Source organism: Mesorhizobium sp. M0626 (assembly GCF_040320665.1).
In the GTDB taxonomy this organism is placed as follows: domain Bacteria; phylum Pseudomonadota; class Alphaproteobacteria; order Rhizobiales; family Rhizobiaceae; genus Mesorhizobium.
Genome location: NZ_JAMYQD010000024.1, coordinates 32,122 through 55,642, shown reverse-complemented (window position 1 = coordinate 55,642; position 23,521 = coordinate 32,122). Strand labels below are relative to the sequence as shown.

Annotated in this window: 23 protein-coding genes; 14 read left to right on the top strand and 9 right to left on the bottom strand. The window is 63.9% G+C overall.

Annotated elements, in window-relative coordinates; genetic code table 11:
• Nucleotides 1–2 precede the first annotated feature (2 nt).
• Genes NKI37_RS27105 through NKI37_RS27095 form a run of 3 tightly spaced genes read right to left on the bottom strand, consistent with a single transcriptional unit; the run spans nucleotide 3 to nucleotide 3,444 of the window.
• Nucleotides 3–1,295, bottom strand: a complete 1,293-nt coding sequence (locus tag NKI37_RS27105; RefSeq protein ID WP_352791127.1) for an iron-containing alcohol dehydrogenase — start codon at nucleotides 1,293–1,295, stop codon at nucleotides 3–5.
• Between the two features lie 14 nt (nucleotides 1,296–1,309).
• Entirely contained in the window at nucleotides 1,310–2,767 is a 1,458-nt protein-coding gene (locus NKI37_RS27100; protein WP_352791129.1) for a xylulokinase, read from the bottom strand.
• The gene (locus tag NKI37_RS27095; protein WP_023712278.1) at nucleotides 2,767–3,444 is read right to left on the bottom strand and encodes a beta/alpha barrel domain-containing protein; all 678 of its coding nucleotides are present in this window, start codon (nucleotides 3,442–3,444) and stop codon (nucleotides 2,767–2,769) included. The genes NKI37_RS27100 and NKI37_RS27095 overlap by 1 nt, the downstream gene beginning before the upstream one ends.
• A 162-nt stretch (nucleotides 3,445–3,606) precedes the next feature.
• On the opposite strand from NKI37_RS27095, the gene NKI37_RS27090 reads away from it, so the two are divergent.
• The 5 genes from NKI37_RS27090 (at nucleotide 3,607) to NKI37_RS27070 (ending at nucleotide 8,064) form a co-directional block, all read left to right on the top strand.
• Nucleotides 3,607–4,995 (top strand): ABC transporter substrate-binding protein, encoded by a 1,389-nt coding sequence (locus tag NKI37_RS27090; RefSeq protein ID WP_352791131.1) that lies wholly within the window; start codon nucleotides 3,607–3,609, stop codon nucleotides 4,993–4,995.
• A 67-nt stretch (nucleotides 4,996–5,062) separates the two neighbouring features.
• Nucleotides 5,063–5,992 carry a carbohydrate ABC transporter permease gene (locus NKI37_RS27085; protein ID WP_155923309.1) on the top strand — a complete coding sequence of 310 codons (930 nt, stop codon included), beginning with the start codon at nucleotides 5,063–5,065 and terminating at the stop codon, nucleotides 5,990–5,992.
• A 10-nt stretch (nucleotides 5,993–6,002) separates the two neighbouring features.
• Nucleotides 6,003–6,836 (top strand): carbohydrate ABC transporter permease, encoded by an 834-nt coding sequence (locus tag NKI37_RS27080; RefSeq protein WP_352521611.1) that lies wholly within the window; start codon nucleotides 6,003–6,005, stop codon nucleotides 6,834–6,836.
• Between the two features lie 11 nt (nucleotides 6,837–6,847).
• Nucleotides 6,848–7,903, top strand: coding sequence for an ABC transporter ATP-binding protein (locus tag NKI37_RS27075; protein ID WP_023685718.1), 1,056 nt, complete (start codon nucleotides 6,848–6,850; stop codon nucleotides 7,901–7,903).
• Nucleotides 7,900–8,064: a hypothetical protein gene (locus tag NKI37_RS27070; protein ID WP_023701459.1), complete on the top strand. Its 165-nt coding sequence runs from the start codon at nucleotides 7,900–7,902 to the stop codon at nucleotides 8,062–8,064. The genes NKI37_RS27075 and NKI37_RS27070 overlap by 4 nt, the downstream gene beginning before the upstream one ends.
• 22 nt (nucleotides 8,065–8,086) lie before the next feature.
• Here the strand turns inward: NKI37_RS27070 and ggt are convergent, their stop codons facing one another.
• The 5 genes from ggt to NKI37_RS27045 are packed head-to-tail and all read right to left on the bottom strand — an operon-like array spanning nucleotide 8,087 to nucleotide 14,634.
• Nucleotides 8,087–9,673, bottom strand: a complete 1,587-nt coding sequence (gene ggt, locus NKI37_RS27065; protein WP_352791133.1) for a gamma-glutamyltransferase — start codon at nucleotides 9,671–9,673, stop codon at nucleotides 8,087–8,089.
• A gap of 35 nt (nucleotides 9,674–9,708) precedes the next feature.
• Nucleotides 9,709–11,010: an NAD(P)/FAD-dependent oxidoreductase gene (locus tag NKI37_RS27060; RefSeq protein WP_352791135.1), complete on the bottom strand. Its 1,302-nt coding sequence runs from the start codon at nucleotides 11,008–11,010 to the stop codon at nucleotides 9,709–9,711.
• 2 nt (nucleotides 11,011–11,012) lie between these two features.
• Nucleotides 11,013–12,395, bottom strand: a complete 1,383-nt coding sequence (locus tag NKI37_RS27055) for a glutamine synthetase family protein (RefSeq protein ID WP_352791137.1) — start codon at nucleotides 12,393–12,395, stop codon at nucleotides 11,013–11,015.
• A 6-nt stretch (nucleotides 12,396–12,401) separates the two neighbouring features.
• Nucleotides 12,402–13,685 (bottom strand): glycosyltransferase, encoded by a 1,284-nt coding sequence (locus tag NKI37_RS27050; protein WP_023685713.1) that lies wholly within the window; start codon nucleotides 13,683–13,685, stop codon nucleotides 12,402–12,404.
• A gap of 10 nt (nucleotides 13,686–13,695) precedes the next feature.
• Entirely contained in the window at nucleotides 13,696–14,634 is a 939-nt protein-coding gene (locus NKI37_RS27045; RefSeq protein ID WP_023824664.1) for a GntR family transcriptional regulator, read from the bottom strand.
• A gap of 235 nt (nucleotides 14,635–14,869) precedes the next feature.
• Here NKI37_RS27045 and NKI37_RS27040 point away from each other — a divergent pair, with 235 nt between their 5' ends.
• From NKI37_RS27040 to NKI37_RS27000, 9 genes are all read left to right on the top strand, one after another.
• Entirely contained in the window at nucleotides 14,870–15,934 is a 1,065-nt protein-coding gene (locus tag NKI37_RS27040) for a polyamine ABC transporter substrate-binding protein (protein WP_023698839.1), read from the top strand.
• Nucleotides 15,935–16,028: 94 nt separating this feature from the next.
• Nucleotides 16,029–16,871 (top strand): ABC transporter permease, encoded by an 843-nt coding sequence (locus NKI37_RS27035; protein ID WP_352791146.1) that lies wholly within the window; start codon nucleotides 16,029–16,031, stop codon nucleotides 16,869–16,871.
• A gap of 186 nt (nucleotides 16,872–17,057) precedes the next feature.
• Complete coding sequence (locus tag NKI37_RS27030) at nucleotides 17,058–17,849, top strand: ABC transporter permease (RefSeq protein WP_023672946.1); 792 nt, start codon at nucleotides 17,058–17,060, stop codon at nucleotides 17,847–17,849.
• Nucleotides 17,846–18,919: an ABC transporter ATP-binding protein gene (locus NKI37_RS27025; protein WP_352757865.1), complete on the top strand. Its 1,074-nt coding sequence runs from the start codon at nucleotides 17,846–17,848 to the stop codon at nucleotides 18,917–18,919. The genes NKI37_RS27030 and NKI37_RS27025 overlap by 4 nt, the downstream gene beginning before the upstream one ends.
• 9 nt (nucleotides 18,920–18,928) lie before the next feature.
• Nucleotides 18,929–20,203, top strand: a complete 1,275-nt coding sequence (locus NKI37_RS27020) for a glycosyltransferase (RefSeq protein WP_023672948.1) — start codon at nucleotides 18,929–18,931, stop codon at nucleotides 20,201–20,203.
• Nucleotides 20,200–20,550 (top strand): cupin domain-containing protein, encoded by a 351-nt coding sequence (locus NKI37_RS27015; protein ID WP_023672949.1) that lies wholly within the window; start codon nucleotides 20,200–20,202, stop codon nucleotides 20,548–20,550. Before NKI37_RS27020 ends, NKI37_RS27015 begins: the two co-directional genes overlap by 4 nt.
• 21 nt (nucleotides 20,551–20,571) lie before the next feature.
• Entirely contained in the window at nucleotides 20,572–20,913 is a 342-nt protein-coding gene (locus NKI37_RS27010) for a cupin domain-containing protein (RefSeq protein ID WP_023672950.1), read from the top strand.
• 23 nt (nucleotides 20,914–20,936) lie between these two features.
• Nucleotides 20,937–21,281: a cupin domain-containing protein gene (locus tag NKI37_RS27005; protein ID WP_023672951.1), complete on the top strand. Its 345-nt coding sequence runs from the start codon at nucleotides 20,937–20,939 to the stop codon at nucleotides 21,279–21,281.
• Between the two features lie 20 nt (nucleotides 21,282–21,301).
• The gene (locus tag NKI37_RS27000; RefSeq protein WP_352791140.1) at nucleotides 21,302–22,810 is read left to right on the top strand and encodes an aldehyde dehydrogenase family protein; all 1,509 of its coding nucleotides are present in this window, start codon (nucleotides 21,302–21,304) and stop codon (nucleotides 22,808–22,810) included.
• Nucleotides 22,811–22,865: 55 nt separating this feature from the next.
• On the opposite strand, the gene NKI37_RS26995 is transcribed toward NKI37_RS27000, so the two are convergent.
• On the bottom strand, nucleotides 22,866–23,405 hold the full coding sequence (locus NKI37_RS26995; protein ID WP_502896401.1) for an invasion associated locus B family protein: 540 nt from the start codon (nucleotides 23,403–23,405) through the stop codon (nucleotides 22,866–22,868).
• Between the last annotated feature and the right edge of the window lie 116 nt (nucleotides 23,406–23,521).

Below are 23,521 nucleotides of genomic sequence, written 5' to 3'. Positions count from 1 at the left end.
GCTCAGGCTCCCGCCGCAACCGTTTCGAGCGAGGCAGCAGCGACGTCGAGCATGGTGAACCTGTCGCGGATCAGCCGCGCATTGGCGACCGCCTCGTCGTAGAAGCCAGCGGGTATGGCGACCTCTTGCGGCGTGGTCGGCGCGCCGGCGGCACGCAGTGCTGCCGCGATCTCGCGCGCCGGGCGTGCCACCCGCAGCAGCCTTTCGCGATGCGAGCGCCACTGCCTGGCCAGCATGGTGTTGATGACGTCTGCCCGTTCGCGGTCCAGCAGCTTGGGCTTGAATGCCGCCCAGCAGGAACGTCCGAGCGTTTCGCCGAAGATCTCGATGAAGCGTTCTGGCGTATCCGCGAACGGCGCGAGCTGCAGCTCCGGCAGTGCCAGCACGCGCTCCTGCAGCCGCGCCATCGTCAACGTCGTCACCGCTATGTGTTCGCCGTGATGCGCCTCAGGCAATCCCTGGCCCCGCATGTCGATATAGTGGGCGATCAGATGTTCGCCCTGGCTGGCCGGATAAGAGCCGCCGCACAGTGTCATGCCGAGACCGGACATGACCAGCGTGCGCACCAGCACTTCCATCGCCTCAAGGTCGCCGGTCCCGAGTTCGCCGGCCTTGGCGATGAGCGCCTTCTCGTCCTCGGCCAGAAGCATGAACGGCGCCTGCCTGTAGGGCGTGCCGAGCAACAGATGCGCCATCAGCCAATCGGTCTGCGCGGTCGGCCGCGCCATCGAATCGCCGAAGCCGGCAGCGATCAGCCGGTGCGGCGCCCGCGCCATGACATCGAGATCGAGGAAGACGCCGACCGGCAGGCTGGCCGTCAGCGATTTCTTGAGGCCGTCCTCGGTGATTGCCGCCGACACCGAGGTGTAGCCGTTCATCGATGGCGCGGTGCCGAACACCGCATAAGGTTTTTGGGTGAGATGGGCAGCATATTTGGTGATGTCGTTGATCGAGCCAGATCCGACCGCGACCAGGCCGCTGGCGTCTTTCGTGCGTGCGATCACCGATCGCACCGCGTCCATGTCCGGATGCGGATGGCGCGGCAGGATGATCTTGTCGACATCGCTGCTGCCACGCAGTGCGATCGACACCCTCTCACCCAGCGCCAGCCTTGTGTCGGGATCCATGACCACGGCGAGCTTGCGGCCGAGCGGCAGCGGCTTGACCAGCGCATCGGCCTCGTCGCCGAGACCGCGCCCTATGACGATGGTCTTCAGCGGCACCGACAGCATTCCCTGGCTGTCCGGGTCAGGCAGCGTGCCGGCAATAAGGCGATCGAGCATTTGTCTGGACATAGGATGCAGTCCGGTCAGTCAGCATGAAGCGGGGTCAGGGCATCGAACAAGGTGCGATACCGGCGGTAACTTCTGTCGTAGGCGGCCTTGGCGGAAGGATCAGGGTCGATCGTCTCGACGTGGCCGGCCAGCCTTTCAGCCGCCTGCTGCACTGAGGAGGTAAGGCCGACGGCCGCGGCGGCAAGGATTGCCGCACCGATCGGCGAGGCATCGGCCGCACCCGCGATCTCGACCGGCCTGCCGCTGACATCGGCCCGGATTTGCCCCCACACCCGGCTGCGCGCGCCACCGCCTGAGAGCCGGATGCGCCCGGTTGTTATGCCGAGCTCGTCCAGCCGGTCGACAACGTCGCGCATGGCGAAGGCGCAGCCTTCCAGCACTGCGCGAGCGCAGGCCGCTTTGCCGTGGAAGGATGTCAGGCCGTAGAAAGCGGCACGCGCTTCGGCGATCCAGCGCGGCGCCATGGCACCGGACAAGGCCGGCAGGAACAGCAAATCGTCGCTGCCGGCAACCACCGTCGCCGCCAGTTCCGACATCGCCGCCGGCGAATCGACGCCGAAGGTTGTTAGAAACCACGTCACCGCGCCGCCCGAGAGCCATCCGGGATTGGAGATGAAATAGCCGTCGCCGAGAAAGCCATGGGTCTCGACCAGGCCGCCGGGGTCGAGGCGAAGCGTGCCGGACACCGCGCCGACCACTTCGGCCGTGCCGAGATTGCAGGCGACGACACCGGGCACGACGACCCCGGCGCCTATGGCGGCCGAAAAATCATCGCCGGTGCCGACCGCCAGCGGCGTGCCCACAGGCAAACCGGTGAGCTCGGCGCCGGCGTGCGTCAAGGCGCCGGCGATCTCAGATGCATCGTCGATGCCGGGCAATTTATCTGCATCGATGTCGAAGGCGGCCAGCAGATCGCCGGCGTAGTTGTGCTCCTTCAGTCCATAGAGCATGGTTGTCGAGGCCAGCGCGTGATCGATGACGGCACGACCGCACAGCGCCGCGACCACGAACGATACCGGTTGATGCCAGAGCGCCACCCGGCGCGCTTCGGGCAGGTTGCGCGCTGCCCAGCGGATTTTCGCCGCCATATGAGTGGCGTCCAGAACGAGACCGGTGCGCTCACGGATGAAGTCCGGATCGATGCCGGCGATCTCTCCTGCCGCCCGCCGGTCCATCCAGATGATGCACGGAGCCAGCGCCTCACCATTGCCATCGACCGCGACGCAGCCGTCGAGCTGGCCGGCAATGGCAATGCCCTTGATGTCGGACGGCGCAAGCCCAGCCTTGTCGAGCGCGCCGGCAATGGCCGGCTTGAGCGCCGCCAGCCACAGCGCCGGGTTCTGTTCGGCCCAGCCGGGCGCCGGGAAGGCCGGCTGGTACAACACAGCGGCCTCGCCACGCAGCCGCAATTCGTCATCGACAACGATCGCCTTCAGGCTTTGTGTGCCGAGATCGATGCCGATGACTGGCATTAGACGCGCTCGCAATCCGCGAGGACATCCCGCAGTTGCGAGAGGATAGAACCTTTCGTCGGCGAATAGGAGCCATCGAAAACCGCTGTGCCAATGGTAAAAGCGTTGGCGCCGGCCAGCTTGATTGCCTTGATCCGATCGGCTGATGCCACAGCGCCGGCGACGATCAGATGCCGCGACGGACCAAGCCCGCGCCGGGCTGCGCGCACCAGTTCGGCCGGGTCGGCCTCGGTGGCGCGATAGGCGAGGATGTCGCATCCCGCACAACCCTTCTCGGCGAAGGCGCGGCAGTCGGCCTCGACATCCTCGGCCGAACCGCCGAGCTTGGTCGGATGGCCGACCGGCCGCCCGGGAAAAGGGTAGTATTCGGTGCCGCTCCCCTCCAGCAACGCCATGATCTCGTCGACCTGGGTACCACCGAGCAGGCGCTGGATGCCGAGATCCCTGGCGATGCGCGCGGAATTAAGGCAGGCCTCAGCCGTCGTCGAGACAACTTCCATGTAAGTGGTGGCGCCTGTCCGGCCAATGGCGACAGCGAGCTTGCGCAGCACATCCGGCGCGACGCCAATATCCTTGAAGCCGACATGCTTCAGGCCGACCGGCTCAATCAAATCGACCAGGTCGAGACAGTCCTCGACCGTGCGATCGTGGCGCGTCAGCATGAAGATGAAGTCCATCCGAAAGGTCCCTCGCCTGGTCGGGAAAGCCGGTTTGCTGCCGGTCTGTTAACACCTCCCAACCATTTGTTGCAAGGTGCCACATTTTGATTTGCAGTACCACACATTTTATGACAGAACGGGCGCCGGCCCGCCAGGCACGACTTCTAGGGAGAGGGAAGAATGCTCAAGCCGCTGAGACGTACCGCGTCCAGACTGCTCGTCGCAGCCGTATTCATGTGGCCCCTGACGTGGCAAGTGACACAAGCGGCCGCGTGGGATCTGAAAGAGGCGTCGAAACCCTATAGCGGCCAGACCATCCGCATGGTCGGCGAGGCGCTGCCGCCGCTCGAAGCGCTGAAGAAGATGGCGCCGGAGTTTGAAAAACAGACCGGCATCCATGTCGAAGTCGAGATGTACGAGCACTCGGAAGCCGTCAACAAGGTGCAGCTCGATCTCAACTCGCACCGCGGCCGCTACGACGTCATCATCCAGCCGCATCGCGAACTCGGCAAGTTCGCCACCAACAACCATCTGGTCGAAATCGCCAAGATGATGGCCGACCCGGCTTTGCGCGATCCGAGCTTCGAGCCGGAGAAGCAGCTCTACCAGACCGCCTGGCACGAAATCTCCTGGTATGACGGCAAGGAGTACGGCTTCCCCTTCACAGTGCTCAACATGTTCATGTGGTATCGCTCGGACCTGCTCGCCGATCCCAAGGAGCAGGCAGGCTTCAAGGCCAAGTATGGCTACGGCCTCGCTCCCGCCAAGGACTGGAAGCAATACCGCGATATCGCCGAATGGTTCTATCGCCCCGACCAGGGTTTTTACGGCACCGCCCTGCAGGGCAAGCGCCATGAGGCACTGTGGTATGAGTGGCTCAATTTCCTTTATTCCTTCGGCGGCGACGTGCTCGACGTGAAGAGCGGCTCGGCCTGCGGCCCGGTCATCGTCAACAGCCCCAAGGCCGTCGCCTCGCTCGAATATTACAAGAGCCTGCTGCAATTCTCGCCGCCGGACAGCCTCAACTATTTCTGGGATGATGTCATGGCGCTGATGCAGCAAGCCAAGGTCGCCGAGCTGATCATGTGGAACGACGCAACCTATGCCGTGTCGGTCGACACCACGGCCTCCACCGTGGTCGGCAAGGTTGGCTTCGATCTCGTGCCGCAAGGCGACGGCGGGAAGATCGGCCAGGTCGAGGGCTGGACCTATCTCATCCCGGTCTATTCGAAGAACCAGCAGGCCGCCTTCCTCTTCGTCCAGTGGATGATGGGCTATGACCGCCAGCTCGAACAGCATCTCAATGGCGGCGCTTCAGGTCGGCCGGATGTCTATGCCTCCGCCGAGGTGCAGAAGCTGCCCTATGCCAAGGCTTCGATGGAGGCCAACGAGCATGCGGTGCCGAAGGCGACGCTGCCGCAATCGGCCGAGATGACCGACATACTAGTGCGCGAACTGTCATCCTACCTCGCCGGCGAAAAGGAGGCGCAGGCCGCCCTCGACACCGCCGCCACCGACATCTCGACACTGCTCGGTTCTTGCGCACCCATGACCTATCCGGCACGATAGGCCTTGAGATGTCGCGCAGAGGCTACCCGCACAAGCGGGTAGCCGTTCTTGTCCGCAGGAAACGCCAGTGACGAACCGCACTCCATCGCCGCGCGGAATGCCGCTTCTCGACCGTGGGGTGGGGCCGCTCTTGATGCTGCCGGCGACGCTGCTCGTCGTCGTCTTCCTGGTCGGCCCGTTCTACTACATGGTCTACACCGCGCTGACCGACCTCAGCTTCGCCGACGCCAGCCATGCCGGCGCCTTCGTCGGTTTCGACAATTTCCGCAAGCTGATGCGCAACGACCCATTCTTCTGGGCATCGTTCCTGCTGACGCTGAAATTCGTCATCATCGCCGTCGGCCTGGAATTCCTGCTCGGCTTTGCGCTGGCCTTCCTGATCTTCCGCTTCGTCGCCAGCCAGCGGCTTCTCACCACACTGCTGCTCATCCCGATGATGATCGCGCCGGTCGCCGTCGGGCTGATCTGGCGGCTGCTGTTGCAGGGCGATTTCGGCATGCTCACCTTCTACATGCGCAAGGTCGGCCTGCTGGCGCAGAATTCGGCGGTGCTTTCGGCACCCGACCTGGTGTTTCCGACCATCGTCGCCATCGATGTCTGGCAGTGGACGCCTTTCGTCACCCTGATCATGCTCGCCGGGATGATGAGCCTGCCGCGCGCGCCGTTCGAGGCGGCGATGATGGATGGCGCCAAACCGTTCCAGATTTTCCGAAACGTCATGCTGCCGCTGCTGCGGCCGGTCATCGCGCTCGTGCTGCTGCTGCGCGGCATCGACGCCTTCAAGGAGTTCGACAAGGTTTTCCTGATGACCGGCGGCGGACCGGGAACGCTGACCGAGCTGGTCTCGATCTACGCCTACCGCGTCAATTTCCGTAACTGGGACCTCGGCTACGGCGCCGCGGTCGCCTTCATGATCTATCTCGTCGTGCTGATCCTGTGCTCGGTCTTCTACAAGGCCGTCTACTGGTCGAGCCGCAAGCAGGTGGGGGCGTTTTGAGGGCGCTGCGATGATCGATCAGTCCACCAACCGCGCCTGGAAAAGCTTTGCCTGGGCGGTGTTGCTCGTCGCCGTCGTGGTGGCGCTGACGCCTTATGTCTGGATGGTGCTGGCGTCGTTCAAGAACCGCGTCGATCTTCTGTCTTCTGTGCCGAAATGGATTTTTTCGCCGACGCTTGCCAACTATCCCGCCGTCTTCATCGACAAGGAATACTGGCCGCTGGCAATCAACTCGGTGCTGATCTCGGTGTCGTCTACGGTGCTCTGCATCGTCATCGGCGCGCCGGCTGCCTACGGCTTTGCCCGCTCCAATTTCCCCGGCAAGGAAGACCTGTTCTTCTTCTTCCTGACCACGCGCATGGCGCCGCCGATCTCAATCGCCGTGCCGCTGTTCCTGTTCTTCACCTCGCTGGGCCTGATCGACACCATCTACGCCGTTGTGATCGCCCACACCTCCTTCAACCTGTCGCTCGTCGTCTGGATGATGCGCGGCTTCTTCGCCGAAATCCCCAGGGAGATCGACGAGGCCGCGATGATGGACGGCCGCTCGCGGCTCGGCGCATTCTTCTTCGTCGTCGCGCCGCTGGCCGCACCCGGCATCGGCGCCACAGCGGTGCTCTGCTTCATCCTGTCGTGGAACGAGTTCCTCTATGCCTTCATCCTCGTCGCTTTCGACGGGCGGCCGCTGACCGTCGGCATACCGGGGCTGGTGACGCCGCATGGCACGCTCTGGGGACAGGTCGCGGCAGTCGCGATCGTGGCAACGCTGCCGATCGTGCTTTTCACGTTCCTTGTCCAGAAACAGCTCGTCCGCGGCCTCACCTTCGGCGCGGTCAAGGGTTGAAGGGATCTTGTATGGCAATTGTTTTCGACGGCGTCACCAAGGCCTTCCCGGACGGGACGGTGGCGCTGCAGGCGCTCGATCTTGCTTTCGAGCCCGGCGAATTCCTGGTTCTGCTCGGCCCGTCCGGTTCCGGCAAGACGACAGCCTGCCGGCTGCTCGCCGGGCTGGAGCGGCCGACCGCCGGGCGCATCATGGTCGAGGGCCTCGATGTCACCGACCTGCCGCCGCGCCTGCGCGGCATGGGCATGGTGTTCCAGAACTATGCGCTCTACAGCCATAAGAGCGTCTACGAGAACATCGCCTATCCCTTGCGCATCCGAAAGATGCCGGCCGCCGAGCTTGACCGCTGCGTCCGCGCCATGGCCGAGCTGCTCGAAATCACCCGTTACCTCGACCGCCGCCCTTCGCAATTGTCGGGCGGCCAGGCGCAGCGCGTGGCTGTGGCCCGCGCACTCGTCTGGCAGCCGAGCCTCTGTCTGATGGACGAGCCGCTGTCCAATCTCGACGCCTTGTTGCGGCTCCACATGCGCACCGAGCTGAAGCGTCTGCATCGCGAGCTGAAAAAGACCTTCGTCTTCGTCACCCACGACCAGGAAGAGGCGATGACGCTGGCGACCAGGGTCGCGGTGTTGCGCGAAGGCGCACTGATCCAGTACGACGACCCGCGCGAGATCTATCGGCGGCCTGCCAATCGCTTCATCGCCGAATTCATCGGCCGTCCAGCGATGAACACGTTCGATGGCGATGTCCGCGCCGGCGTCTTCCACGCCAGCGGTTTCACTTGCCCGCTTCCGGGAAAGCCTGATGGTCCCATCGTGCTCGGCATTCGCCCGGAGCAGATCCAGCTTGTCGACGCGACTGCCGGCGACGCCATCCTGTTTGCCGTCGACGTCGTCGAACCGGTCGAGCCGGACGTGCTGATCTTCGCCAATAGCGAGGCCAACGCGCTGATCGTCAGGACTGTGAATGACGATCGCGCTTTCGATCCCGGCCAGCCGCTTTATCTACGCTTTCCGCCGGCAGCGCTGCACACATTCGATGCTGTGTCGGGAGCGCGGCTGCCGTGAGCACGCTGCTCGCTTTGGTGCCGCTGGCCGCCGCAGCCTTGGTCTGGTGGCTGTTCTACAGCTTCAACCGGTCGCGGCGCTGGTTCTCGACAGGCGAACTCATCTTCTGGGACGCCATTGCACTGGTAACCCTGCAGCTTGTCTGGCTGATCTGGTTCTGAATGCGCATTCCAGCAACGCAGATCAGTAGCCCAGCGCACAACCGTCCTTGCGAGGATCGGAGGCACCGGTGAGCGTGCCCTTTTCCCAATCGATCAGCACCAGCTGGCCGCCGCCATGCGGCTCCTCGGCGATCGAAACCTGATGACCGCTCTGACGCAGGCCGGCGATCGCCTCAGCCGGAATCCCGCGCTCGGCCAGCACGGCATTGTCCTTGTAGAACACCCGTGGCGCATCCAGTGCCTGCTGCGGGTCCATCCCGAAATCGATCATGTTGGTCAACAGATGGACATGGCCGAACGGCTGGTAGCCGCCGCCCATCACCCCGAACGGCATCACCACCTTACCCCCTCGCGTCGCCATGCCAGGCATGATGGTGTGCATCGGTCGCTTTCGCGGCGCGATACGATTTGGATGGCCTTCCGTGAGGCGAAAACTGCTGCCGCGATTCTGCAGCACGACGCCTGTCTTGGGACCGACGACGCCGCTGCCGAAGGAACCGAAGGTCGAGTTGATGAAGCTGACTGCATTGCGGTCGCGGTCGACCACGGAGATATAGACGGTGTCGCTGCGCGGCAGCTCAAGCCGCGGCAGATGCGTCATGGCGAGGGCCGGATCGATGGCGGCGCGCAGCCGCTCCGCATAAGCTGCCGACAGCAGTTGTTCGACGGGGACCTGGACGAAATCCTGGTCGCCGATGAAAGTATCGCGGTCCTGGTAGGCAAGCCGGCCGGCTTCGATCTCGAGATGCAGCCGCTGGGCACTGTTCGGCTCCAACGAACCAAGGCTGAAGCCCGAAAGCACATTCAGCATGATCAGCGCCGTCATGCCCTGATTGTTCGGTGGCATCTGATGGATATCGTAGCCGCGATAGGACGTATTCACCGACGTGACGTAGTCGCCTTGGGTCTCGGCGAAATCCTCCAATGCATGCAGCCCGCCCAGCGCGCGAAGACGTTCCACCAGATCGTCCGCGACTTCACCTTCATAAAACCCTGCACGGCCTCGGTTGGCGATGATGCGCAAGGTGTCCGCCAAGTGCGGCTGCCGATGCACATCGCCGGCTTGCGGCGCCCTTCCCTCGGGCAGGAATATGCGCGCGGCATGTTCATCGGCTGAAAGCAGGGCGACCTCGTCAGCCCAGTCGAAGGCGACGCGATCATGAACGACATAGCCTTGTTCGGCATAGCGAATGGCCGGAGCCAGCGCGGCGTCGATGCCCTTCCTGCCGTGATCTTCAAGCAGCCGGCACCACGCGTCGATGGCGCCCGGAACGGTGACGGCATGCGGTCCGGTTCCAGGCAGTTCGCCATGGCCCCGCTCCAGAAACCAATCGGCATTTGCAGCAGCAGGCGATCGCCCCGAGCCGTTGAAGGCCAGCATCTCGCCCTCGCCTTTGGGGCTGTAGAGCACAAAACAGTCGCCGCCGATGCCGGTCGATTGCGGCTCGACGACGCCTTGCACCGCCGCCGCGCAGACGGCGGCGTCCATCGCATTTCCGCCTGAGCGCAGCATGTCGATGGCGGCCAGCGTCGCCAGCGGATGCGATGTCGCCGCCATAACTTCCGTTGCGCGAACCGGCGAGCGGCCGGGGAACTGAAAATCACGCATGCAATCCTCCGATGATCCGCCCGCCGGTACTAACCTCAATGCTTGATACGGTCGCGCATGGCGTACCACAACATCCCCAGCACATAGAGCGGGCCCCGCAGCGCCGTACCGCCCGGGAACGGCATCGGCGTCAGCGTCGAGAACAGGTCCAGCCGCGAGGCGTCGCCCGTAATCGCTTCGGCCAAGAGCTTGCCCGACAGCGTTGACAGGATGACGCCCTTGCCGGAATAGCCATGCGCGAAATAGACCTCGCCATAGTGCCCGACATGCGGCAGCCGCGACGTGGTCACCGACACCAGGCCGCCCCAGGCATGATCGATGCGGCAGCCCTTCAGTTGCGGGAAGGTGGCCTCCATGTGCGGCCGCACGAAGCCGGCGATGTCGGCCGGCGGCGATGGCGTGTAGCGCTCGCCGCCGCCGAACAGCAGCCGACCGTCCGCCGACATGCGGTAGTAGTTGACGACGAAGCGTGTGTCGGACACGGCGACATTGGCCGGGATCACATTGTGTTTGCCCTCCAGCGGTTCGGTGGCGACGATATAGTTGCCTACCGGCATGATGCAGCTGTTGACGCGCGGCTCCAGCCCATGCAGCAGCGCATCGCCCGCCAGCACGACATGCCTGGCCCTGACCGAACCCTTTGATGTCGAGACCCGGATCGAAGGTTCGCGCTCAAGTTTCACCGCCACCGAATTTTCGTGGATGACGACACCGGCCGCCACGGCGGCACGGGCAAGGCCGAGCGTGTAGTTCAGCGGATGCATATGGCCGCCGAGCGGCTCATACATCGCGCCATGATAGGGCGTGTCCACCTTGCCGCGTGCCTGCGCCGCCGACAGGATCTCGACGTCGCGGAACTTCATCACGCTCTCGAGGCATTTGGCCTCGTCTTCGAGATCCCTGAGGTCGGAGCCATTAACGGCACCGACGAGATGGCCGGTCAGCCGCAGATCGCAATCGATGGCGTGGCGCTCGATGATGTCGAGCACCAGGCCCCGCGCCTCGAAGGCGAGGTCGAACAGCGCCTTAGCCCGCTCGGGGCCGTAAAGCTTGACCAACCCCTTGGCGCCTTTGCGCAGGCCAGGGATCATCTGGCCGCCATTGCGGCCCGACGCGCCCCAGCCAATCTTGCCGCCTTCGAGCAGCACCACCTTCAGGCCGCGCTCGGCGGCATGAAGAGCGGCCGACAGGCCGGTGCAGCCGCCGCCGACCACCACCAGATCGGCGCCGACATCTCCCACCAGCGCCGGATGGTCCGGCGCCGGATTGGCGGTGGCGACATAGTAGGATTTGCCGATATCGAGGCCCGAATTGAAACCCGTTGAGCCGGAGGCCATGATCACACCTTCAGCAGCAAATGGTCGCGTTCCCAACTCGTCACCACGCTTTGGAACAGGTCGAGTTCGACGCTCTTGACGCGCAGATAGGTCTGGAAAAAATCCTCGCCGAGCAATGCCCGCACCGGCTCGCAAGCAGTGAAACGATCAAGCGCCTCCTCCATCGTTTTCGGCAGCGTGCTTTTGATCCTGTAGGCATTGCCCGAGGCCTCAGCCGAGCGCGCCAGCTTCTGCTCGACGCCGAGATAGCCGGCAAGCAGCGAACCGGCGATCGCCAGATAGGGATTGCAATCCGCACCCGGCAAGCGGTTCTCTACCCGCCGGGCGGCGCGGCCACCTGCCGGCACGCGCAGGCCGCAGGAGCGGTTGTCATGCGACCATTCGATGTTGGCCGGCGCGCTGTGGTTCGGCCGGATGCGGCGGAACGAGTTCACGTTGGGTGCGAACAGCGGCATGATCTCGGGCACATATTTCTGCAGGCCGCCGATGAAATGGCCGAACATTTCGGTGTCTGCATCATCTCTGTCGGCAAACAGCGCGGCGCCTGTCGTTTCATCGACGACAGACATGTGCAGATGCATCGAGCTGCCGGCCTGCGCGGCGATCGGCTTGGCCATGAAGGTGCCGTGCATGCCGCTCTGCTGCGCCGCCTGGCGAGTCAGCCGCTTGAACAGCAGCACCTGGTCGGCGAGTGGCACCGCGTCGCCGTGCAGCAGATTGATCTCCAGCTGCGCGGTGCCCGATTCATGGATCAGCGTGTCGAGCGGCAGGCCGGCGGCTGCGGCATAATCATAGACGCGCCTTATCACCGGCTCGAATTCTTCCAGCGCCACCATGTCATAGGGATGCTGCGAGCCCTCGGCGCGGCCATTGGCGCCAACCGGTGCCGTCAGCGGCTGGTCGGGATTCGGATTGGGCGCGGTCAGATAGAATTCGACTTCCGGCGCCACCACCGCGCGCCAACCGCGCTTCCGGTAGAGATCGAGCACGGCGCGCAGCACATGTCGTGGCGAGGCCATCCAGGGCTTGCCTTCCATGTGGAAGGCGTCGGCGAAGACATAGGCTTTGCCAGCGCCACCGCCCGGCGCCAGGCACAGCGTCGACATATCAGGCACCATGCGCATATCCGGGTCTTGATAGGCAAAGCCTTCGTCGATGGAACCGGAGTAGCGGCCATCGATGCTGACCAGGAAAGCGCTGCTCGGCAGGTAGAGCGCGCGGTCTTCCAGCGCCTTGAGGAATTTCACCGTCGGCAGCGCCTTGCCGCGCAGCACGCCATTCATGTCGGGCACCAGGCACTCGACCTCCGTTATGCCGTGCTGGGCGAGCCAGGCCTTGGGATCGTTGCCGGTGAAGAGAGCGGTGTTGGTATTTTTGTCCTGCATTTTGGTTCACGTACCTATGAGAGAGAGTATGGCTTGCGCGGCCACATCCGTTCCAGGGGTCAGCGCCATCTTGGCAGCATTGTCCCTGAGGCGGGCGCGCATCGCATCGTCGGCCAGCAGGCCGAGAATGGCTCTCTCCAATCCCCCTTCGGTCCAGGCGTCGCGGCCGATATGGTCGCCCACGCCCGTCTCTCCCGCGCGTTGCGCATTGTCATGTCCGTCCCAGCAATAGGGCATGATCAGCGACGGCACGCCGAAGCGCAGCGCCTCGCAAAAACTGTTGTTTCCTCCGTGATGAATAAACAGGTCCGACTTCGCCACCACCGAAGGCTGCGGAAACCAGGCGTCGAGATAGACATTGTCCGGCACCGCGCGGTAGGCGTCGCGCAGGCCGCCGGCATTGACGATGAAGCGCGCCGGCAGCCGGTCGAAGACGGCGAGCATGCGTTCGATCAGCCCGACATCCATCGCGCCGAGACTGCCGAAGCTGACATAGACCAGCGGCCCGCCATTGCGCGGAAACACCGGCACCTCGAACGGCCCTTCCGAGCGCACGCAGCCTTCGAGATAAACGAAGCGTTTGGGGTCGAGCGGCTCGGCCCGCTCACGCCGTACGATCGCTGGCGTCAGCAGCAGATTGAGGTCGGGTGATGTCTCGAGGAACAGGCCCTTGGGCAACGGCGCCAGGCCGGCATCCGCGCGAAAACGGTTGAAGCGCTCATGCGCGGGTGCGGAGGCCGCGAGATAGCGCGCTTCGAACGCCGCACGTTGCGGGTCGTCGGCACCCATCCCCGAGAGATAGGGCGGCACCTCGGCATCCGGCAGTTCCGTCTCGGCACAGGAGACGACGCGCACCCACGGGCAGCCGGCGGCGGCGATCGCCGGGAACATGATGACGTTGTCGAGCACCACCACATCCGGCTTCAGCCGCGCCAGCAATTGGCGCAGCGGCGCCTCGGCGTTGACGGCGGTGTCGACGATCGCTTGCCAGGTCGGCGCGACATAGGTCTCGAGCTGGTCGATCGGGCTCAGCCGGAAATGCGGCAGGTGCCGGCGCACGAAGGCCTGCCAATAGCTCTGCCGCTCGCTGTCGCTCAGCGGCTCATCCGTCGGCAGATGGTATTCCTGGAAGCCATAGTCGGTAAAGACGCCGGAGAAGCCGGCATGGCAGATGAAGACGGGGCGAGCGCCCCGTGCGCGCAATGCCTGTGCGATACCGACGCAATTCAACGCGGCGCCGAAACTGGCTTCGGGAAACAGCGCGATGGTCGGGCTGGCTTTACGCGTCAATTATTCCTCTTCAATCCGGCCGGCTGATCATGCCGAACAGTGCGGGAGCTCCGCGGCTGGCTGCTTGCGGTCGCTGGCTGCGGGAGAGCCGCAGGTGGATGCGAAGCAGATCGGCAGCCACCTCATACTGCCGGCTTTCAAGATAGTCGAGTATGCCCGAGTGTTCGCGCAACGATTGCCGCAGCCGAAACACGTTGACGCCGGAATAGATGCCCGGCAGCCGGCGCAGGCGGAGATGATCGGCCAATGCATCCGACACAAAACGGTTGGCGCAGCCCTCGGCGATCATGCCATGAAAATCCATGTCCAGCCGCTGGAACTCGCGCGTGTCGAATGTCTCGTCCGGCAGCGCTGCAAGCGCTTCCATGCCTTGCCGCAACATTGCTGCCCGCGCCCCGTCCAGCCGAAAGCCTGGCGTCAGGATGGCCGCCGGCTCTAGCACCAGGCGGAACTCGTAGCTTTCGCCTTGCGCCTCCGGATCGTCCGGCGCGCGGCGAAACAACCAGGATTGCCCAGGCGCACGATCCAGAAGATTCTCGTCGGTCAGTTTGTTAAGTGCTTTTAGTACCGTCTTGCGATCAGCGTCGTAGCGTCGCATCAGCCCCGCGATGGTCACCGTCTGGTCCAACCGTCGCGCCGAGCGGTCGCGCAGGATGGCTTCGGCGAGCTCGTCTTCCTCCGCACTGGGTAGTTCGGCGGCAATGGCGGGCTGGGCGGCGAGGTCGACCGTCAGATGATAACCGCTGTCGGCCTCCCAGCGCGCCACGCCCCGTTCCGCGAGCAGGCCGAGTGCGGCGCGTACGGGCGTGCGCGAGACATTGCACAGCGAGGCGATCTGCTGTTCGGGCAGGCGGGCGCCAGGCTCGAAGCCACGCTGCCGCGCCACATCCAGGATGCGCTGCGCCAGATCGAGATGGTTGGTGCGAGGTCGTCTGGCTACGGCTTGCATGACTTTTCTCGAATGCGAATGTGGCGCATTGGTCTGGCTGATCGCCGGAACAGGGACAATCGGCCAAATTCCTCCGTCGGCTGACAGATTATGGATTGACGTACTTTTTTCTGCAATAGTACTGTCGGCACAATCGGCGAGAAAAGACCGAGGGAACAGGATCGAGGCAGGCGCGCGCGTCGCCGGCCTTGGTCCGGCAAATGATTTCGACGATCAAACCGAATGGGAGACTGCCATGACCGCTACCAGCCTGCGGCGCCGTGCGCTCAATACATCCTCAATCGCTCTCGGTCTCGCCCTGACGCTCTCGGGGCCGGCCGCCGCAGCCGACCTCGTTATTTCGAACTGGGATGGGTACATGGCACCCGACGCCATGGCCGCTTTCAAGACCGCCACCGGCGTTGCCGGCGAAGTGGTGGTGCACGCCACCAATGAAGAGATCATGGGCAAGCTGATTGCCGCCGGCGGCAAGGGCTATGACGTGGTCTTCGTCTCCTCGCCCTTCGCCGAAGTATTAAACAAGCTTGGCCTGACCGAGCCGATCGACCATGCCAAGATCCCCAACCTCGCCAACCTCTATCCCGAAGCGACCAAGCTGCCGCACGATGCCGGCAACGCTTTCTCCGTGCCTTACACCTGGGGCACGACGGGCCTCTGCTACCGCTCTGACCTTGTCAAGACGGCGCCCACGAGCTGGAGCGACCTGCTCGCCCCTTCCGACGAGATGAAGGGCAAGACCACCATGCTGGCGACCGATCGCTGGCTGCTGGCCGCCGGGCAGCTCGACAAGGGCTATTCGGTCAACGAGACCGACCCGGCCAAGATGGCCGAGGTCAAGGACCTCTTGATCTCCGCCAAGAAGACCCTGCTCGCCTATGACGACACCACCTTCTATTCCAAGCTGGTTTCCGGCGAGGCGCTGATGGTGCAGGCCTGGGACGGCTGGTGCAATTACGGCATCGCCGACAAGCCGGAGATCAAATACGTCATCCCTAAAGAAGGTTCGGACCTGTGGGTCGACACGATGGTGGTGATGAAGGCGTCCGAGCACAAGGACGACGCCTTCAAGTTCATCAACTTCATGCTCGACGCCAAGAACCACGCCTGGGCGGCGCAGAACATCGACTACAAGGTGCCGAACAAGCCGGCGATGGAAAGCCTGCCGGCCGACTTCCTGGCCAAATTCCCCAACATGGCGATGCCGGTGGCCGATCTCGTCAAGTTCGAGCAGTTGCGTGACGTCGGCGAAGCCCAGCGCGACTATTCCAAGATCGTCAGCGAGATCAAGGCCGCGCAGTAAGCGGCGCAGACTTCACGGCCGGCAGCACTTCTGCCGCCGGCCCTGAGCGGTACCCGAGAAATTGTCCCAGACCCGACTTCGTTCCTCTCTGCTGATGGCCCCGGCGCTGGTCTGGCTGACCGCGCTGATGGTGGTGCCATGCGCCCTGGTGCTGGCGCTCGCCTTCTTCCGGCGCGGCGTCTATGGCGGCATCGACTACACTTTGACGCTGGAAAATTTCGGGTTGGTCTTCGACCCGCTCTATGCCGGCATCTTCCTCAACTCAGCACGTCTCGCCGGCACCGCGACCTTGATTGCGGTGGTGATTGGCTATGCCGCAGCCTATGCGATCGCGGCCGCACCGCGCCGGTGGCAGCCAATTTTCCTGTTCTTCGCCGTGCTGCCGTTCTGGTCCAACTATCTGATCCGCACCTATGCCTGGATCGTGCTGCTGAACCGCGAAGGGCTGATCACCCAGTTGCTGCGCTGGTTCGGCTACACCGGCGAACCGCCCTCGATGCTCTATACCGAAGGCTCGGTCATCGCGGGCCTCGTCTACAACTATCTGCCCTTCGTCATCCTCGCCTGCTACGCGCCGCTGTCGCGCCTCAACCCGGAACTGGCCGAGGCATCGCGCGATCTCGGCGCCTCCGCTGCCACCACTTTCCGACGTGTCATCCTGCCGCTGACCGTGCCCGGCATCGCTGCGGGTGCTGTCTTCGTCTTCGTGCTGTCGATCGGCAATTTCGTCACCCCGGCGCTGCTCGGTGGCGGCCGCTTCCAGATGATCGGCAACCTCGTTTACGACCAGTTCCTGACTGCCAATGACTGGCCGTTCGGCGCAGCGCTCGCCATGGCGCTGATGGCCATCATGCTTCTGGTGCTGATGGCGCAGGCGCTCGCCGCCGACCGCGCCGCGGGGCGTGCGGCTGAGGCAAAGGGTGACGCCGATGGCTGAGCGCTGCGCAATTCTTGCCTTCTCCCCGTTCACCGGGAGAAGGTGCCCCGAAGGGGCGGATGAGGGGCGGCGTCAACCTTTGCGACGCTCAGCGCTGCCCCTCATCTGCCTGCCGGTATCTTCTACCCGTGAACAGGGAGAAGGACTCTGGTCGTTCGCTTGCCTTCCAATTGTCGGAGGCCGGCGATGACCCATTCCTTCACCCGTACGCTCGGCATGCGGACGATCCTCACCCTCGTCTTCGCCTTCCTCTACATCCCCATCGCCGTGCTGGTGGCGCTGTCCTTCAACGAAGGCGGATTGCCGACGGCATGGTCGGGCTTTTCGCTGAAATGGTATGCCTCGCTGGCCGGCAATTCCGCCATCCTTTCCGCTGCGCTCAACACGCTGATCGTGGCGTTGGTCTCCACGGCCATCGCCACGCTGCTCGGCACGCTGCTGGCCATCGGCATCGAGATGCGCCGGCAATACGGCAGGGGTCTCGAGGCGCTGATCTTCGCACCGATGATCATCCCCGACATCGTCCTGGCGATCGCTCTGCTGTCGTTCTTCTCCATGCTAAACCTGACCATGGGCCTGCACACCATCATCCTCGCCCATGTCGTCTTCAACCTCGCCTTCGTCTGCTCGGTGGTGCGCGCAAGGCTAAAGAGTTTCGACTGGTCGATCGTCGAGGCCTCCGCCGACCTCGGCGCCTCGGCTCTGACCACCTTCCGGCGTGTGACATTGCCGGTCATCGCGCCGGCAGTGATTGCCGGCGCTCTGCTTGCCTTCACGCTCTCGGTCGACGAGTTCATCATCGCCTTCTTCACCGCCGGTGCCGGCCGCGCCTCGACGACGCTGCCTATGCAGATCTACGCCATGATCCGCTTCGGCATCACGCCGGAGATCAACGCGCTGGCGACCATCGTCATGGCGGTATCCATCACCGCGCTGACCCTGTCGCAGCGGCTCAACCGTGGGATCATCGGCCAATGAGCGAACCGCGCACGCTGCTGGCCATTGATAACGTTTCGAAGAAGTTCGGCCGGGTCACCGCCGTCGACGGCATCTCGCTCGACATCCGCGAAAACGAGTTCTTCGCGCTGCTTGGACCCTCCGGCTGCGGCAAGACCACGCTGCTGCGCATGCTGGCCGGCTTCGAGACGCCAACCGACGGCCGCATACTGCTCGATGGCAAAGACATCGCCCGGACCCCGCCCAACAAGCGGCCGGTCAATCTGATGTTCCAGTCCTACGCGCTGTTCCCGCATATGAGCGTGCGCGCCAATGTCTCCTACGGGCTGGAGATGGAGCGCTTGCCGAAAGCTGAAATCCGTTCCCGCGTCGAGGCCATTCTGGCCACCACCGAGCTTGTCCCCTTCGCCGACCGTAAGCCTGAGCAATTGTCGGGTGGCCAGAAGCAGCGCGTCGCGCTCGCCCGCGCGCTGGTCAAACGGCCTCGGTTGCTGCTGCTCGACGAACCGCTTGGGGCGCTCGACAAGAAACTGCGCGGCGCCATGCAGTTGGAGCTGAAGCGCCTGCAGCACGAAGTCGGCATCACCTTCGTCATCGTCACCCACGACCAGGAAGAGTCACTCGTCATGGCCGACCGCATGGCGGTGCTCAAGGACGGCCAGTTGCTGCAATGCGACGCGCCGCATGCGATCTACGAGCATCCCGCCGACCGTTTCGTCGCCGACTTCATCGGCGTGATGAATTTCGTACCGGGCAAGGTGTCTGCGGATGGCGTGATCGCCGCGAACGGCGCGCGCATTGCCGGCAAGGTTCCCGCCGCGCTTTCACCCGGCGCTTCCGCCGTGGCCTCGGTGCGACCCGAACGCATCCGGCTGTTCCCGTCACCCGAGACCGCCAACCGCACCGCCGGCATGGTCGAGGCGCTGGCCTATCACGGGCTGGACCTGCAGTTGCATATCCGCACGCCTCTGTCGCCAAAACCATTTCTGGTGCGTGTCACCGCCGATGCCGCCGACCGCCGGCCGGTCTCGTCGGGCGATCAGGTCGAACTCGGCTGGGACGCCGCCGATGTCAGAATTTTTCAGGAATAGGAGAGCTTGATGGCGCAGAAGACGATCGCGTTTTTTCCCGAAGCGGCCTACGGCCCGGCGCTCAATTCGGTCGGCATCGCGCAAGCGGTCGAGGCGCGCGGCCATAAGGCAGTGTTCCTGTCCGACCCCGGCTTTGTCGATGTCTACAAGGGTTACGGCTTCGAAGCGCATCCGGTGAACCTGTCGGAGCCGATGCCGCCCGAGCAGATGGCGAAATTCTGGGAAGACTTCATCAACGGCCACATCCCGAACTTCCGCAAATCGCCCTACGATCAGGTCGACAATTACGTGAAGGATTGCTGGACCGCGATCGTCGACAGCGCCAAATGGGCGCAGAAGGATTTGCCGCGAGTCCTGGCCGCCATCAAGCCTGATGTCATTTGCGTCGACAATGTGATCCTGTTTCCGGCCATCAAACAGTTCGGCAAGCCTTGGGTGCGCGTCATCTCCTGCTCGGAAAACGAGATCGAGGATGAGGACATCCCGCCGCATCTCTCCGGTTGCGGCGAGAACGACCATGTCGGCCACCAGCGCTATCGCGATCATTTCAATGCGGTGATCAAGCCCATCCACGACGACTTCAACGCCTTCCTCACCGCAAACAATGAAGCGCCATACCCGGTCGGTCAGTTCTTCGAGGCCTCGCCCTATCTCAATCTGCTGCTCTATCCCGAAGCGGCAAAGTTCAAACGCCGCCATCCGCTTGATACGACGAAATTCCAGTATCTCGAAGGCTGCGTGCGGCAGGAAAAGCCATACGCCGTGCCGACCTTCGCCGAGAACAATGACGGGCCGCTGCTCTATGTCTCCTTCGGCAGCCTCGGCGCTGGCGATGTCGATTTGTTGAAGCGCATCATCACAACACTGGGCAAGACCCGTTACCGCGCGCTGGTCAATGTCGGCGGCTACAAGGACCTGTACACGGATGTGCCGGACAACGTCATCGTCGAGAGCTGGTTTCCGCAGCCTTCAGTCATCCCGCAGGTCGATGCCGTCATCCACCATGGCGGCAACAACTCGTTCACGGAGTGCCTCTATTTCGGCAAGCCGGCCATCATCATGCCCTATGTCTGGGACGGCCACGACAACGCCACCCGCGTCCAGGAAACCGGCCACGGCTTCGGCATGCCGCGCTACGACTGGAGCGACGCCCAGTTGGTCAGCAGGATCGAGGCTTGCCTGACCGACCCCAAGATGAAGGCCAAGCTGGCGAAGACCTCGTCGCAGATGCGGGCACAGAACGGACCGGAAAAGGCCGCAGGGTTGCTGGAGAAGTTGCTGTGACCTCCTCCGCCCCGCACCTTTACCAAGCCTCCACCCGCACCGACCTCGTCGACTGGGGCGCCCAGTCCGACGCGCTCGACGGCGCGTCGCACTCGACCGGCAGGCTTGTCCACAAAGGACCCAACAACCAGCCGGAATCCGGCATCTGGGTCTGCACGCCCGGCCGCTGGCGGCTCTCGATTCCGCGCGACGAATTGTGCCATTTCGTCGCCGGCCGCGCGACGTACCGGTCGGATGCCGGGGAGGTGGTAGAAGTCGCAGCCGGGACCGTGGTCATGTTCCCTGCCGGCTGGACAGGCGAATGCACCGTGCATGAGACCATGCGCAACGTCTACATGCTGGCTTGAACAGCAACGGAGCTTCCCAATATGCCGACACCGCACTGGCCAAAGGCCTCGACCGTGAAACTGGAGGACTGGGGCGGGGGCAGCAACACGCTTGCCGGCTCGCCGCGCGCCTCGGGCAGGATCCTCTCGCAGAACCCGGACGGCTCAAGCGAATGCGGCCTGTGGTCGTGCACGCCAGGCAGCCGCAAGGTTACCTTTGCCGCCGACGAGTTCTGCCATTTCCTGTCGGGCCGCGGGACCTATGTCCGCGAGAATGGCGAAGAGATCCCGGTCGAGGCCGGCATGCTGGTGTTCTTCCCCGCCGGCTGGGCCGGCACCTCCACCATCACGCAAACACTGACCAAGGCCTTCATGTGCCGCTGAGCACTTTTTTAGAGGAAATCGCCATGACCACGCCCATCATGCAATCCCCGCTTGCCATCACCGACCTCGTCGACTGGGGCGTCATCCCGACCATGATCGAGGGCGTGTCCCACACCTCGGGCAAGCTGCTCTACAAGGGGCCGGAGGGCCGTTCGGAATGCGGCCTGTGGGTCTGCACCCCCGGCAAATGGCACTGCCATGTCACCCGCGACGAGTTCTGCCACTTCCTCGAGGGCCGCTGCACCTATGTGCACGAATCGGGCGAGGTCATCCAGATCGAGCCGGACACGGCGGCGTTCTTTCCTCAGAATTGGAAAGGCGTCTGCACCGTCCATGAGACCATCAAGAAGGTCTACATGATCCGCTGAGCGGACCTGAAAGGACGACCATGCAATTCTCCGCTGAACGGCCGGCTTTCTTCGTCAATCCGGACTACCGGCCGATGACCGGCACGGCAAAACCGGTGATCGATCCGGCGACGCTGGAGACCGTCGGCTCGATCTCCGCCGCAACGGACGGTGAGGTCGATGCGGTGCTGTGTGCCGCAACCACGGCACAAGCCGCCTGGAAGAAGCTCGATGCCAAGAGCCGGGCAAAGCATCTGCATGCGGTCGCCAACGCCATCGAGGCGGCGGACTTCACCCGCTGCGCAGAGCTGATGGTGCGCGAGATGGGCAAGCCTTATCCCGAAGCAATCGGCGAGATCGCCAATTGCGCGCCGATCTTCCGCTACTATGCCGAGATGGCGCGCGACGACGCCGGCAAGATCGCCGGTACGACGCAGGCCGGGTCGTTCCAGTATGCGCGCTACGAGCCGTATGGCGTCTCCGTGCACATCATGCCTTACAACTTCCCGATCCTGCTGATGTGCTGGACCGTTGCGGCCTCGCTTGCCGCCGGCAATGGCTGCGTCATCAAGCCGGCCGAAGCGACGACGCTGTCGACGCTGGACTACATGACGGTGTTCCGTTCACTGCCGGAAGGGCTGGTCGCCTGCCTGCCTGGCACGGCCGCCACCGCGCAGGCGCTGATCGCCTCCGAGCGCACCCACGCTGTCGCCTTCACCGGCTCGGTCGCCGCCGGCAAAGCCGTGGCAGTCGCCTGCGCCGAGCGCATGAAGCCTTGCGTCATCGAAGCCGGCGGCAGCGATCCGCTGATCATCAGCGAGCACGCGCCGCTCGACGTGGCGGCAGCCGGCAGCGTCACCGCCGCCTTCCACCTGACCGGCCAGGTCTGCACCTCGGCCGAACGCTTCTTTGTCGTCGACTCGGTTCACGATCGCTTCGTCGAGCTGTTCGCCGAGAAGACGCGGGCGCTGCGCATCGGCAATGGCATGGACAAGACCGAGATCGGCCCGCTGGTCAGCGAAGCCGCCCGGGCGAAAGTGATGCGGCTGGTCGATGATGCTATCAGCAACGGCGCTATAGCCGTTGCCGGCGGGCGCATTCCGCCGGCGCACAACAATGGCTGGTTCTACGAGCCAACGATCCTGACCGGGGTTACACCCGATATGGCGATCGTGCGCGAAGAGTTTTTCGGGCCGGTCGCAGCGATCTGCCGCGTAAAGGATTTCGACGAAGCGATCCGGCTTGCCAATGACAGCCCGTTCGGGCTCGGCGCCTCGGTCTTCACCACCGACCTCGCCGAGGCGCATGAAGCGGCCGAGCGGCTCGAGGCCGGCATGGTCTGGGTCAACAACCCGCTGATCGACAATGACGCCCTGCCCTTCGGCGGCTGGAAGGCATCAGGCCTTGGCCGCGAGCTGGGACGCCAGGGACTCGACGCCTTCCGACGCTCCAAGATGGTCATCATCGACCACAGACCGGCGATCAAGGACTGGTGGTACCCCTACCCCGACAGCTGGTTCCGCGAGACAGGCGGCCGCAAGCACGTGTGAGCCCGGCTAGACTATAACGTAAGCTGATGCTTACGCATCTGCCGAGATAGGCCGGCTATTTCAACGCTTGAAGCTTGTCGATCGCGGCAGTGAATCCGGCAAGCGAGACCGGAATGGTCACCGGCTTGCGCGTCACCGACTCGATGCCGATGTTCAGGTTGGTTCCCGATTTCATCGCCTTGAGGAGGTCCGCCGACAAAGGGGTCGCCGCATAGGCGCCGTTCTGGTCACTGGTCTGGATGGCGATGGTCGTCTTCTGCCCCTGGTCGATCTGGTACGAGGCGCCGGAAGGCAGGAACAGCCCGTGCGGCAAGGCCAGCAGCATCGCGAGGTTGCCATTGCCGTTGTCGCGGCGAACCGTAACGGTAAGAACGCGCTGCCCCGTCTTGGCCTCGGTAAGGTTTTGGGAGACCTGGCATTGAAGCTCGGTGCCGGCCGATCCGCTAGCGCAGTTTAGCGACCATGGATTGCCTTCTGCAGGCTTTGTCTCGGCAGATTTGGTTGACTTCGGCTCTTCGGCAAGCGCCGACCCTGCCGACACGACCAGCCATAGCGCGCCGACCCAGGCGGCCCGCCCACAAACGGTTCTCAGCAATGAAGCCACCCGATCCTCGTCGTGTCAGGGTTTCGCCCAGCGCGTTGATACAACAGCCGAGCCTGGCGGGGAAGCCAATACGGTACATGAGCGCCGGCTAAATTACTGTTGCTGGA